Source organism: Microbacterium sp. NPDC060132, from assembly GCF_042729675.1.
Classification (GTDB): domain Bacteria; phylum Actinomycetota; class Actinomycetes; order Actinomycetales; family Microbacteriaceae; genus Microbacterium; species Microbacterium sufflavum.
This window is the reverse complement of sequence record NZ_JBHWXU010000001.1, coordinates 364,301-377,353: the sequence shown is the minus strand read 5'-3', so window position 1 is coordinate 377,353 and position 13,053 is coordinate 364,301. Positions and strand designations below refer to the sequence as shown.

11 protein-coding genes are annotated in these 13,053 nt (G+C 70.6%); 6 read left to right on the top strand and 5 right to left on the bottom strand.

The window, feature by feature from the left end:
* Positions 1–11: 11 nt before the first annotated feature.
* The 5 genes from ACFWCH_RS01950 to ACFWCH_RS01930 form a co-directional block, all read right to left on the bottom strand.
* Positions 12–1,040, bottom strand: coding sequence for an acyl-CoA desaturase (locus ACFWCH_RS01950; protein WP_136034775.1), 1,029 nt, complete (start codon positions 1,038–1,040; stop codon positions 12–14).
* A 259-nt stretch (positions 1,041–1,299) separates the two neighbouring features.
* Complete coding sequence (locus ACFWCH_RS01945; RefSeq protein ID WP_378802787.1) at positions 1,300–5,172, bottom strand: hypothetical protein; 3,873 nt, start codon at positions 5,170–5,172, stop codon at positions 1,300–1,302.
* A gap of 580 nt (positions 5,173–5,752) precedes the next feature.
* A complete protein-coding gene (soxR, locus tag ACFWCH_RS01940; RefSeq protein ID WP_136034779.1) occupies positions 5,753–6,187 on the bottom strand; it encodes a redox-sensitive transcriptional activator SoxR in 435 nt (144 codons plus the stop codon).
* Between the two features lie 113 nt (positions 6,188–6,300).
* Entirely contained in the window at positions 6,301–7,437 is a 1,137-nt protein-coding gene (locus ACFWCH_RS01935) for a hypothetical protein (protein ID WP_136034781.1), read from the bottom strand.
* Positions 7,424–8,050, bottom strand: coding sequence for an RNA polymerase sigma factor (locus ACFWCH_RS01930; protein WP_205814380.1), 627 nt, complete (start codon positions 8,048–8,050; stop codon positions 7,424–7,426). Before ACFWCH_RS01930 ends, ACFWCH_RS01935 begins: the two co-directional genes overlap by 14 nt.
* Positions 8,051–8,197: 147 nt before the next feature.
* Here ACFWCH_RS01930 and ACFWCH_RS01925 point away from each other — a divergent pair, with 147 nt between their 5' ends.
* The 6 genes from ACFWCH_RS01925 to ACFWCH_RS01900 all read left to right on the top strand — a co-directional run bounded on the left by ACFWCH_RS01925 (position 8,198) and on the right by ACFWCH_RS01900 (position 13,050).
* Entirely contained in the window at positions 8,198–9,517 is a 1,320-nt protein-coding gene (locus ACFWCH_RS01925) for an NAD(P)/FAD-dependent oxidoreductase (RefSeq protein WP_136034786.1), read from the top strand.
* A 128-nt stretch (positions 9,518–9,645) separates the two neighbouring features.
* Complete coding sequence (locus ACFWCH_RS01920; protein WP_206252752.1) at positions 9,646–9,810, top strand: hypothetical protein; 165 nt, start codon at positions 9,646–9,648, stop codon at positions 9,808–9,810.
* 56 nt (positions 9,811–9,866) lie between these two features.
* Complete coding sequence (locus ACFWCH_RS01915; RefSeq protein ID WP_136034789.1) at positions 9,867–10,235, top strand: hypothetical protein; 369 nt, start codon at positions 9,867–9,869, stop codon at positions 10,233–10,235.
* A 173-nt stretch (positions 10,236–10,408) separates the two neighbouring features.
* Positions 10,409–12,037, top strand: coding sequence for a DHA2 family efflux MFS transporter permease subunit (locus tag ACFWCH_RS01910; protein ID WP_378803834.1), 1,629 nt, complete (start codon positions 10,409–10,411; stop codon positions 12,035–12,037).
* A 1-nt stretch (position 12,038) separates the two neighbouring features.
* Entirely contained in the window at positions 12,039–12,494 is a 456-nt protein-coding gene (locus ACFWCH_RS01905) for a MarR family winged helix-turn-helix transcriptional regulator (RefSeq protein ID WP_136034793.1), read from the top strand.
* Between the two features lie 61 nt (positions 12,495–12,555).
* A complete protein-coding gene (locus ACFWCH_RS01900) occupies positions 12,556–13,050 on the top strand; it encodes a MarR family winged helix-turn-helix transcriptional regulator (protein WP_136036657.1) in 495 nt (164 codons plus the stop codon).
* Positions 13,051–13,053: the final 3 nt, after the last annotated feature.

Genomic DNA, 13,053 nt, shown 5'->3' with positions numbered 1-13,053 from the left:
GCCGGCGGCGGTCAGGCGCGGCGCAGCTGGGCGGCGGCGGGGCAGTCGAACGGGTCGCGCGCGGCGAGCCCCACCCGGTTGAGGTAGTCGATCACGATCGCGTAGGAGCGCACGAGGCTCGTCTCGGTGTACGCGATGCCGTTGGCGGCACAGTAGTCGCGCACGATCTCCCGCGCCTTCGCCAGGTGCAGGCGCGACATGTTGGGGAACAGGTGGTGCTCGACCTGGTGGTTCAGGCCGCCCATGAGCCAGGTGACCCAGCGGCCGCCGTGGATGTTGCGCGAGGTGCGCACCTGCTTGGAGAAGAAGTCGAGCTTGGCGTCGGGCGCGATGATCGGCATGCCCTTGTGGTTGGGGGCGAACGACGCGCCCATGTACACGCCGAACACCGCGAGCTGCACCCCGAGGAACGCGAACGCCATCCCGAGCGGCAGCATCAGGAACACCGGGATCAGGATGATCGCGAACCGGGCGACGATGAGCGACAGCTCGATCCAGCGGCCCTTCACGTTCTTGCGGGTGAGCAGGTGCTTGAGGCCGATGTAGTGCAGGTTGAGGCCCTCGAGCGTGAGCAGCGGGAAGAACAGCCAGCCCTGCTTGCGGGTGATCAGCCGCACGAGGCCGCGGGACTGCGCGGCATCGGTCTCGAGGAAGGAGATCGTGTCGACCTCGATGTCGGGGTCACGGCCGACCTGGTTCGGGTTGCCGTGGTGGCGGGTGTGCTTCGAGTCCCACCAGTGGTAGCTCATGCCGACGATCCCGGCGAGGATGCGCGCGAGGCGGAAGTTCGCGGGACCGGACGACAGGATTTGCCGGTGCGCCGCCTCGTGCGCGAGGAACGCGATCTGCGTGAAGACGATGCCTAGCGCCGCCGCGATGAGCAGCTGGAACCAGCTGTCGCCGAGCAGCAGGAAGCCGGTGACGCACCCGGCGAGGGCCAGCAGCAGGGCGCCGCCGACGAGCGAGTAGAACACGGGGGTGCGCTGCAGCAGCCCGGTCTCCTTCACCACCTGCTGCACGTCGCGGTACGCCCGTGTCATCGGGGGGAATTCGGCGGTGCCCGCGTAGGTCTGGCGGACGGGGCCGAGGGTGGAGGCGGGGGAGGCGGTTCGGGTGAGAGAGATGATGCTCTCCTGTCGATCGGGAGCCCTTGAGCTGTGGAAGCCAAGGGCGGATGCCGATCGCTGTCCTCAGGCTAACCCGGCCCGCATACGCCGCACGGCATGCGTCGAAGCGGCTCCGCAGACGACGAGAGCGGGGTGGCCGGATGGCCACCCCGCTCCCGTCGAGCACCGTCGACTACTCGGCGTTCATGTCGCTCCGACGACGGCGGGCGACGACGTACACGCCGCTGCCGACCAGCAGGAGCAGGAGCGCGATCGGCACCGACCACACCGGCAGCTCGCCACCGGTGGTGGCCAGGCCCGGCATCGGCGGCACGTCGTGCTCGGTGCGGCACGGCTCGTTGGCCGCGCAGCCGCCGCGCGGGTCGTCGGTGGTGACGACGTTGTCGATGTCGCCATCGCCGTTGCCCGTGACGGTCACCGAGTAGGTGATCGTCACCACGTCACCCGCGACGAGGTCGCCGGTCCAGGTGAGGTCCACGCCGTCACGGGTCACGGTCCCCGCGGACGCGACCGCATCGTCGTTGTACGTGGCGTCGTCGAGCACCGCGGTCAGATCGTCGAGGATCCGCGCACCGGGGATCGGTCCGACGCCGGTGTGGCGCACCGTCAGGGTGTAGTCGATCACGTCGCCGCGGTCGACCCGTCCCGGTGCGGGGTCCGATGTCTTCTCGAAGGTGTACGCGCCGACCTGGTGCACCGTGGCGCAGTCGGTCTCGCTCTGGCAGCCCGGGCTCGTGACCACGTTGGGCAGCTGCCCGTCACCCGATCCGATCGCCCCGACGGTCACGGAGTACGTGATCGTCGCGATCTCGCCGGGCGCGAGCGTCGCGTTCCAGGTGAGGTTCGCGCCGTCCATCGCCACCGTGCCGAGGCTCGCCGCCACGTCGCCGTTGTACGACGCGTCGTCGAAGACACCGGTCAGGTCGTCCGACAGCAGTGCGGCCACCGATCCGGCACCGTCCTGCGTGACCGTGATCGTGTAGTCGATCACCTGGCCGGCCGCGACCGTCGTGCCCGACACCGGGTCCGAGCTCTTCACGACGGCGTAGGTGCCGGTGTAGTGCTCGGTGGTGCACACCGACTCGGATTCGCAGCCGGGGCTGGTCACGACGTTGGTGAGCGTCGTGTCGCCACCCTCGACGACGGTGACCGAGTAGGTGATCGTCACCACGGCGCCGGGAACCAGGTCGCCCGTCCAGGCGAGCTGTGCCGTCGCCGGGTCGAACGTCGCGGCACCGCTGGTGGCGGTGGTCGTGTCGTCCCACGTGGCGTCGTCCAGCACCTCGGACAGGTCGTCCGTGAGCGTCGCGCCCGTCACGGCGGCGAGGCCCGACTGGGTGACGGTCACGGTGTAGGTGATCGTGTCACCCGTGGCGACGTCGGTGCCCGGGGCGGGATCGGAGTCCTTCACGACGGAGTAGGAACCCGCGAGGTGGTTCGTCGTGCAGTCCTCCGGCGTGAGGCAGCCCGGGCTGGTGACCGTGTTGGTCAGGCTGGTGTCGCCCGCGGCGGTCACGGTCACCGAGTAGGTGATCGTGACGACGTCGCCCACGGCCAGGTCGCCGGTCCAGCTCAGCTCCTGCGTGTCCTCGTCGTAGTCGAGGTCACCCGCGGAGACCTCCGCGTCGTCGTTCCAGGTGGCGTCGTCGAGCACCTCGGGCAGCTCATCGGTGAGGACGGCGTCCTGCACCGCCCCGCTGCCGGTCTGCGTCACCGTCACCGTGTAGGTGATGACGTCCCCCGGCTCGACGGCCGTCCCCGGTGCGGGGTCGGACGTCTTGACCACGGAGTACGCCCCGACGAAGTGCTCCGTGGAGCAGACGTCGGCGGTGGCACAGCCCGGGCTGGTGACGACGTTGAGCAGGTCGGTGTCTCCGGCGCCGCTGACCCCGACCGAGTAGGTGATCGTGGCCACCTCGCCCGGCTGGAGCGTGCCGTTCCACGTGAAGGCGTTCGTCGCGGGATCGAACGACGCGGTGCCGAGGTCGGCCGCCAGGTCGCCGTTCCACACGGCGTCGTCGAGCACCCCGGTCAGGTCGTCCGTGAGCACGGCGTCGACCGCGCCCGTACCCGCCTGGGTGACGGTCACCGTGTAGGTGATGGTGTCACCGGGGGCCACGTCGGTGCCCGACGCGGGGTCGGACTCCTTGACCACCGAGTAGGTGCCGTACAGGTGCGTCGTGCCGCACGTCTCGGGCGAGGCGCACCCGGGGCTGGTGACCTGGTTGATCAGCGACTGGTCGCCGTCTCCGGTGACGGTCACCGAGTAGGTGATCGTCACGACGGCGCCGGGGGCCAGATCGCCCGACCAGTCCAGCTGCTCGCTGTCCTGGTCGAAGGACACCGTGCCGGCGGAGGCGACGAGGTCGTCGTTCCAGGTGGCGTCGTCGAGCACGTCGGAGAGGTCGTCGGTCAGCGTCGCGCCGTCCACGGAACCCTGACCGGTCTCGGTGACGGTGACGGTGAACGTCAGCTTCTGATCATCGGACACGGTCGTGCCGGACGCAGGGTCCGAGGTCTTCACCACGGAGTACGCGCCGATCGGGTGCACCGTCGAGCAGTCGTCCGCGGTCGCACAGCCGGGGCTGGTGACCACGTTGCCGAGACTGTAGTCGCCCGCGGGCAGGTCGGACATGTCGTCGACGGTCACGGAGTAGGTGATCGTCGCGGTCCCGCCCACGGGGAGGGTGCCGTTCCACGACAGGGTGGTTCCGGTCACGTCGACCGTTCCCGTGCTGGCGGTGACGTCGCCGTTGTACGCGGCGTCGTCGAGCACGTTCGCGAGGTCGTCGGTGAGCGTGGCGTCCGCGGGGACGTTGCCCACCTGTGCCACGTCGATCGTGTAGGTCACCACATCACCCGACTGGACCGACTCGCCGTCGGCCGGGTCGGACGACTTCACCACGGTGTAGTTCGCCGCGGGTGCGACGATGATCTGCTCCTGCTCGTCGACCGGCGTGAAGGTCCAGTCGTCGATGTGGCGCACGTCGCCCCAGGGGCCGTCGACGCCGTTGTTCGCGTTGTTGGGCTGGATGCTCAAGTCGCAGGGCCAGCCGTGCACGCCGCCGGGGACAGCGCTCGCGGTCCCCGCCCGTCCGTCCATCACGGGCGGAAGGCAGTCCGTGCGGTGATTCGCGAGCTCCAGGGTCGTGTCGTTCCAGTACAGGGTGGACGACCCGGCCGCCGGGCCGTTGATCGCGGTCACGGAGACGCCGCCGCGGCTCTCGATGTCGGAGTTGACGAAGTGGATCTCACCCGCCTTGGAGATACCGGCGCGCGCGGCGAACTGCGTCGTCGCGGGAATCGGTGCTCCGAAGGCGTCGAGTCCGTCGAAGGACACCGTCTGCACGCCGTCCCCGTTGACCGCCACGGCGATCAGGCGATCGCCCGCGGTTCCGTAGAAGCCGTCGGCGTCCGCGTCGACCCAGAGGTCGACCGAACCGACGTGACCGCTCGTGGTGAAGGTGAACGTGCCGGCGCGCGTGTCGTTGCCGGCGGGCGCGAACGCGAAGCCGGAGATGTCGGGTGTTTCCGGCGCGGGCAGCACGAAGTGGCTGCCGTCCACGGCAGAAGCCGACGCGGGGAGGTCGGCCGCGGGCGTCTCGAAGAAGATGTGGTACGGCACACCGCACGAGTCGCTCGGCTCGATGCCGGGGATCTCCGAGCCGGTGGGCGCTCCCATGGCCGCGCTGCCGTAGTACGGCGTGCACGTCCCTGGCAGCACGTTGCCGAACTGGTTCACCTGGAACCGGCTCGAGATGCCGCGGAAGTCCGAGTACGTTGACCGGTACTGGTAGCCCGTCGAGCCGACGTACCAGAGGTCGAAGGTCGCCGGTTCCGTGTCTTCCATGATGAAGTCGTCGGACCACACGCGGCCGGGGATCGGCGTGCCGCCCGAGCTGACGGTGATGTTCCACTGGAAGGTGCCGGCGGCGGCCTGCGAGTCGGCGACGGGACGGACGAAGTCGATCGTCCAGATGCCGCTGACCGCCGCCGTCTGGGTGCCGAACGTGCAGGCGGTGCCGACGACCGCGTCGGCGGCCACGGTGCACTCGAACGTCTCACCGGACGGCGATGTGGCCCGGAGCGTGGCCGACTGGGATCGACCCCTCGCACGAGCTTCGAGATGTCGCCGGTGAGCTGTTCGCCGGCGTTGACATAGGCGAAGAACTGGTTGGTCTGACGAAGCGTCGTCGTGCCCCAGCTCTGGGTGGCCTCGGCGCTCGGAGCGGGGCCTCCGAGCGTGCTCACCCCGACCAGTGCCGAGGTGACGAAGAGCGATGCCAGGAGCATGCTCGTGAATCGGCGCACGCGACCGGGTGGTCGCGAGAGTACTGCTGCTGTGGAATCCACGGGTATCCCTTCAATGGTTGGTCGATCACGCCGGCGCGACGACACCGTGCGACGACGTGATGATCGGTTCCCTCGCGGACGCGCACCCGCGCCTGGCTGTCGGGACAGCCCGCGACCGTGAGGACGGCAACACGGATGGACGTGTGCCGTCTAGAAGGTAAAGGGTTACTCGTTACCGGCACAACGCCGTTCGGACGGCCTGGCGGCCCGGCGCAGAGGTCTGGCCGATCGTCGGATCCGCGCTGGACGAACGTCGAGCGCGGCGTGCCCGGTCAGATGCGGCGGGGGCCCGGACCGTCGTCGCCGAGGGTGTCGTCGGGATTGAGCAGGCGGCACGCCTTGAGCGACAGGCAGCCGCAGCCGATGCACCCCGTGAGCTCGCGCTGCAGGTGTTCCAGCTGGGTGCGACGCTCCTCGAGCTGTGTGCGCCACAGCTTCGCGACCCGGCGCCAGTCGGCGTGCGAGGGCGGCGTGTCGATGGGCAGCGTCTGGAACAGCTCCTGCACCTCGCTGAGCGGGATGCCGATGCGCTTGGCGACGACGATCAGCGAGACGCGGCGGAGCATGTGCCGGCGGTAGCGGCGCTGGTTCCCCGCGGTGCGCGTCGACGAGATGAGGCCGAGCTGCTCGTAGAAGTGCAGCGCGGAGGGGGCGACGCCGGTGCGCCGGGTGACCTCGCCGATCGGAAGCAGGTCTTCGGGTTCCATCGTGCGCTCCCTTCGCTCGACCTCAACAATAGATGAGGTCTGCGCGGTGGAGGGGCGACGACGGCGCCCCTCCACCGGTGGACCGGGGAGGGGCGCCGTGGGGCGAGGGCGGCTCAGCTCGCAGGAGCGGAGCGGAACGTGCTCGACCGGGAGGGGATGCCGTCGGGCAGGAACGGGGCCGAGCCGACCTCGACGGGCGGGTCGTCCTTCGTGTGGCGGTTCCACAGCTGTCCCGGCACGGCCAGCAGGAACTCGTCGATCTGGACGACGGCACCGGCCGCCGGGTCGATCGACAGCCGATAGCGCTGCTCGTCGGAGGCGTAGGCGAGCACCTTGACCGCCGTGGAGTCCTCCTCGACCGTGATGCCCGGAGCGAGGGCGAGGGCTTCGAGGAAGGTCGCGCGGTACTCCGGCGATCCCGTGTGCAGCAGGGTCGAGGTGGAGAGCGTGGAGAGCATGTGCTCGGCGGCCGGCACGTCGTACCGCTCGTACGTCCGGTCGAGGATCCCGCTCGCCTCCAGGTCGCCGTCGACGAGTTCCGCGGACTCGGCGATCTCCGCGTCCATCAGATCCCTCATGCCCTGGGTCCAGGCCTCGAGGAAGGCGGCGGGATCGTGCGGGAAGTCCGCGGGCGACACGGGGAGCGTCTCCGGCGGCGAGTCCGCCGAGTGCGGGTCCTCGGCCACGGGTGGCGTGCCGAGGGGGCCGATCTCCGTGCTGCCGTAGTAGTCGTTCCACGCGGCCGCCACGGCGGCCTCGTCTCCGTAGACGTCGGTGGAGTGGAAGCGGATCTGGTCGGTGACGTGCAGGGTGCCGTCGGCGTCGAGCCGGTACGTGCCGCTCCACTGCGACACGACGGCGCCGGTGGCTCCGGCGCGGATGTCGCCGAAGGGTGCGAACACGGTGTTCGGGCCGCCGACCATCCCGAGGTGCCTGGTGGTGATGGTGACCGCGGTCATCTCCGAGGCGGGGGCCGCAGCCGCGGCGGCCCTGATGGACGCGGCGGTCTCGGTGAGGTACTCGGCGGCCGACGCGGCCTGTGGCTGGCTGACGACCCCGGGCGGCGCCACGGCGATGGCGGTCACGACGGCGGCGGCGACGGCGGCACCGCCGAGCGAGACCACCGCGATGCGGCGGAGGGGGCGCGAGCGCCGGGAGCGGGCGATCTCCTGGTGCAGCGCCCGGCGGGGCGCCTGGGGGGAGGTGGGATAGGTGGGCCGGATCTCCCTGACCTGGTCAAAGATGTCCATGAGCGGACTCCGTCTCTGCGTAGCGGATGTGTGTGGTGGCCGAGCGGGGGGCGTGCGCGAGGCGCGCGGGTGCCGGCGGTGGGGGCGCGGAGAGTTTCGCGCGGATGCGGCTCAGCCGGGAGCGCACCGTGCCGATGGGGATGCCGAGCGCCGCGGCGATCTCCGGGTAGGTCAGATCGCCCCAGGCGTGCAGGAACAGCACCTCGCGGTCCCTGGCCGACAGTGCGGCGATCCGGGGGAACAGATCCTCCAGCTGGGCCGAGGCGTCCAGCCGGGAGATCGAGCGGTCGAGGTCGTCGACCGTGTCCTCGTCGCCGGCGCCGAACGCGGCGTGCAGTGCGCGCCAGTGCGTGGCCTGCGCCCGCCGGTGCTGCGCGAGCACCTTGGTCGCGATCCCCATGAGCCAGGGGAGCGCGGAGGTCCTGGTCATGTCGTAGCGCTTGCGCCGACGGAACGCGGCGAGGAAGGTCTCGCTGACGATGTCGTCGCTGGCGTGGGGGCCGACCCGCCGCGCGACGTAGGCGGTGACGGCGGTGATATGTCGCTCGAAGATCTCGGCGAAGCGCTCCGCCGACGTGAGCGAGTCACGGATGATGTCGTTGTCGTTGGTCACAAGAGGTATCCGCATCCCGGCCGCATCCGGTTCCAAACCGGTCCGCGCGGCGAGGCGCTGCCGGCTGACGTCAACAGTAGGGGTGGCGGCGGGCGGCGATGGGTATCGTCGAGGCGAGGACGCCGATGTCCCGCCGCGGGAGGAATCATGGAACGGGTCGACACGGTCGTGGTCGGAGCCGGGGTCGCGGGACTGACCGCGGCACGGCTGCTGCAGGATGCCGGGCGCACGGTGGTCGTGCTGGAGGCTCGGGACCGCGTCGGCGGTCGCGTGCACACGGATCGGACGGACGGCGCCACCGACCTCGGCGCCTCGTGGATCCACGGCGTCGACGGGAGCCCGGTGGCGGCGGCGGCCGCGGCCTTCGGCATGCGCACGGTCGAGTTCACGGTGGGCGGCTACCAGGTCGACGGTCGTCCGATCGCGAACTACGGCGTGGACGGGCGGCGGCTGCCCGATGAGGCCGCCCGTGCCTTCGCGGCCGACGTGCACGCGGTCGATGCCGTCCTGCCCGAGGTCATCGCGGCGTCGGCGCCCGAGGCCTCGTACCGCGAGGCCACGGAGGAGGCCCTGGCGCGGCAGGGGTGGGATGCGGATCGCACCCAGCGCGTGCGCGAGTATCTGGAGCACCGCGCGGAGGAGCAGTACGGCGCGTGGATCGAGGGCCTCGCGGCGCACGGGCTCGATGACGACCAGATCGACGGCGACGAGGTCGTGTTCCCCGACGGGTACGGCGCGCTGCCCGAACGGCTGGCGCAGGGTCTCGACGTGCGGCTCGGCCACGTGGTGACGGCCGTCGACTGGACCGACGGGGTGCTGGTGCACACGGGGCGCGGCGTGTTCGCGGGCGACACCGCCGTGGTGACGCTGCCGGTCGGGGTGCTCCACTCCGGGGCGGTCGACATCGTGCCCCCGCTGCCTTCGGCCAACGCCGACGCGCTCGGACGGCTGCGCATGAACGCGTTCGAGAAGGTGTTCCTGCGCTTTCCCGAGCGGTTCTGGGATGAGGGCGTCTACGCCATCCGGCAGCAGGGCCCGGAGGGCCGCTGGTGGCATTCCTGGTACGACCTCACCGCGGCGCACGGGCGTCCGACGCTGCTGACCTTCGCGGCGGGGCCGGCGGCGACCGCGACGAGGGACTGGGCAGACGAGCAGGTCGTGGCCTCGGTCATGGCGCAGCTGCGGCGGCTGTACGGCGACCGGGCCGTGGAGCCGGTGGCCGTGCACCGCACCGCGTGGCAGGACGACCCGTTCGCGCACGGCTCGTACGCGTACATGACGCTCGGCTCCACGACCGCCGACCACGACGATCTCGCGACGCCGATCGGGGGCGTGCTGCACCTCGCCGGGGAGGCCACCTGGACAGATGACCCCGCGACCGTGCCGGCCGCGATGCTGTCCGGTCACCGCGCCGCCGAGCGCATCCTGGGCGCGGCCGTCCCGATCGAGCGGCTCTGGGCCGACTGACCCCTGGGTGCTCGACGGGCGGGCTCGTGCTCGCGGGAGTGTGGGGCCTGGCGCGACGGCGGTCAAGCCCCTGCGCTCGGCCGTGGTCGCGCGCGTAGCGTCGGGGCACCAGACAGAGGAGGCACGACATGAGTGATCCGCAGAACACGCAGGGCACGCCGGGGGCCGACGAAGAGGCCGACACCGCCTCGGGTGGCGCTCCCGACGAGGGCGGCGACACGACGGACGAGGTGCTGGAGCGCGAGACCACCGACGACGAGGGGCGCCCGCTCGACAACCCGTCGGGCGGCTGACCCCGCGGGGGCGGCGGGTCAGGATCGGTCCAGGTGGCCCGGGTTACCCTCGGGTCATGCGCCGATTCGCCGTCGTCCCCCTCCTCCTCGCCGCCGGGCTCCTCGCGGGCTGCTCGCAGGTCACCCAGGCGGCCGGCGACGCCCTCGGGGTCGATGTGCAGGGCGCGTGCGCCACGATCGACGACGCCTACGCGCAGTACCAGGGTCTGCTCGACCAGGGTGGGGCGACCGCGGAACAGGCGGATGCCGCGCGCGATCGGCTGGTGGCGACGCTCGACGATCTGGCGGCCGGGATCGACGGCCACCTGGGGGACGTGATCGCCTCGGGTGCCGATCAGATCGATGGACTGGGAGACCTCCAGTCTCCGGAGACGATCCAGGCCGTGGAGCAGTTGCACGAGTCGCTGGGGGCGTTCTGCGGCTGACGCGGACGGGACTCCCGGGATAGTTGCGTTTTCGCAACCATCGGCGTATGGTTGATCTCGATCAACTTTCTACGCAGGAGCGTTCCCCCTTGTCACACACCTCTTCTTCTCCGGCCGACGCCACGCGCTCGGCCCGCGAGGTCTTCACCGCGATCTCCGGCCTCATCGTCGGCATGTTCGTCGCCGTGCTCTCGGGCACCGTGGTGTCGACCTCGATGCCGGTCATCATCGCCGACCTCGGCGGCACGCAGTCCCAGTACACCTGGGTCATCACCGCGAGCCTGCTGGCCACCGCCGTCTCCACCCCGATCTGGGGCAAGCTCGCCGACCTCGTCGACCGCAAGGTGCTCATCCAGATCTCGCTGATCCTCTTCACGGTCGGCACCGTGATCGCCGGGTTCTCCACCGACACGAACATGCTCATCGCCGTGCGGGTGATCCAGGGCATCGGCGTCGGCGGGCTCATGTCGCTGGTCATGATCGCGGTCGCCCTCATCATCTCGCCGCGCGAGCGCGGCAAGTACATGGGCGTCGTCGGCGGGATCATGGCCCTCGGCACCATCGGCGGCCCGCTGCTCGGCGGCGTCATCACCGACGCGTGGGGCTGGCGCGCCAACTTCTTCGTCGGCGTCCCGTTCGCGATCGTCGCGCTCGTGCTGCTGCAGTTCACGCTGCACCTGCCCAAGCCGCAGCGCGACACGAAGGTGTCGATCGACTACTTCGGCATCGTGCTCCTGGCCGTGGGCGTGTCCAGCCTCCTCATCTGGGTGTCGATGGGTGGCAACCAGTTCGACTGGGACTCCTCGACGAGCATCGTGCTCGCCGTGATCGCCGGCGTCGCCATCGCCGGGTTCGTGGCGGTCGAGTTCTTCGTGAAGGAGCCGATCGTGCCGATGTCGCTGTTCCGCAACCGCACGTTCACGCTGTCGGTCATCGCCTCCATCGCGATCGGCGTCTCGATGTTCGCCACCTCGGTGTTCCTCGCGCAGTACTTCCAGCTCGCCCGTGGCGCCACGCCCACCGAGTCCGGCCTCATGACCATCCCGATGATCATCGGGCAGATGGGTGCGTCGATCATCATCGGCCAGCTGGTCAGCCGCTTCGGCAAGTGGAAGGGCTGGATGCTCACGGGCTCCGTGCTCGCCACGGTCGGCGTGAGCCTCATGTCCACGCTGCGCTACGACACCCCGTTCATCCTGGTCGCCGTCTACATGTTCGTGCTCGGGGCCGGCCTCGGCATGGTCATGCAGAACCTCACCCTCATCGTGCAGAACGACACCGATCCGCGTCAGCTCGGCGCCGCGTCGTCGAACGTCAACTTCTTCCGCACGATCGCCGGCACCATCGGCGTGACCGTGATGGGATCGCTGCTCTCCTCGAGCGTCGCGACGTACGTCAAGGACGGGCTCGAGGGCTTCACGCCGTCGAGTCAGGCGGAGGTCGACGCGCTGAAGCACCTCGCCTCGGGCGACGTGCCGAAGGTGGGCCAGCTGCCCGACGCCATCCGCTCGATCGTCGAGAGCGCTTACGGCCACGGCATCGCCGACGCGTTCATCATCGCCATCCCGCTCGCCGTGATCTCGATCATCGCGATCGCGTTCATCAAGAACAAGCCGCTGTCCACCAAGAACGCCGCGGAGCAGCTGCGCGAGCAGGCCGAGGAGTCGGTCATCGAGGTGTCGGAGGCCGAGGTGGGCGCCTCGCTCTCCACGGGCATGATCCGTACCACGCGGGCCGAGCCGGCGACCAGCACGGGAACGGTGGGCGTGCTCGAGCGCGAGGATCGGACGCGGGAGCGCTGAGATGATCGCCCCCGACGCGGTCGGCACTGCCGACGTCGACACGGCGCTCAGCGACCTGCAGGCGCACCTCAACCTGATCTTCGCGCGGACCCGGTCGCTGTGGAAGGAATCCGCAGCCCGGGTCCACCCGGAGCTCCCGGTGGCGGGGTACAAGCTGCTCACGTTCATCGACAGGGCCGGGTCGGCCAATGCGCACGAGCTCGCCGAGCGCTTCGACATGGACAAGTCGGTCGTCAGCCGCCAGGTGCGGATGCTGGAGGAGCTGGGGCTGCTGGACTCCCATCCCGACGAGCGTGACGGGCGGCTGCGGGTGCTCACCGCGACCCCGGGGGCGTGCACCGCGCTCGCCGAGGTCCGTCGCGAGTACGGCACCCGGCTGCGGGCCGTGATCGACCAGCTCACGCCGCGCGAGATCGAGGCCGCGTCCAAGGCCTTCCGGCTGCTGTCGGAGGTGTGACGCCGCCCGTGCGAAGCCCCGCCACCCCGGAGGTGGCGGGGCTTCGCCGTACACTGGCGGCATGAGTGCCCCGTCCGACCCCGCCCCCGGCGAGGGCGCCGTCGACACCTCCGCGTCGTCGGAGATCGACGTCGATCACGCCGCCGTGGTGCGCGTCGAGCACGAGCTCGGGCGACTGATCGCCCGCATCCGCGTCGCCTGGCGCGAGGCCGCGGTGACGGTGCACCCCGAGCTGCAGCCGCTCGGCTATCAGGTGCTCACCTCGATCCTGTCGGGCAAGGCGGCGACGGCGGGTGCCCTCATCGAGCGGCTCCAGACCGACAAGTCCGCCGTCAGCCGGCAGGTGCGGCAGCTCGAACAGCTCGGGCTCGTCGAGAGCATCCCCGACCCGGAGGACCGTCGTGCCCGTCGGCTCGTGGCGACGCCCCTCGCGCAGGAGCGGGTGGCACTCGCGCGTTCCCGCTACGAGGGGCGGATCGGCGAACGACTGCGGAAGTGGTCGACCGCCGACCTCGACCACTTCGCGACCCTGCTGGCCGACCTCGGCGGCGGCTAAGCG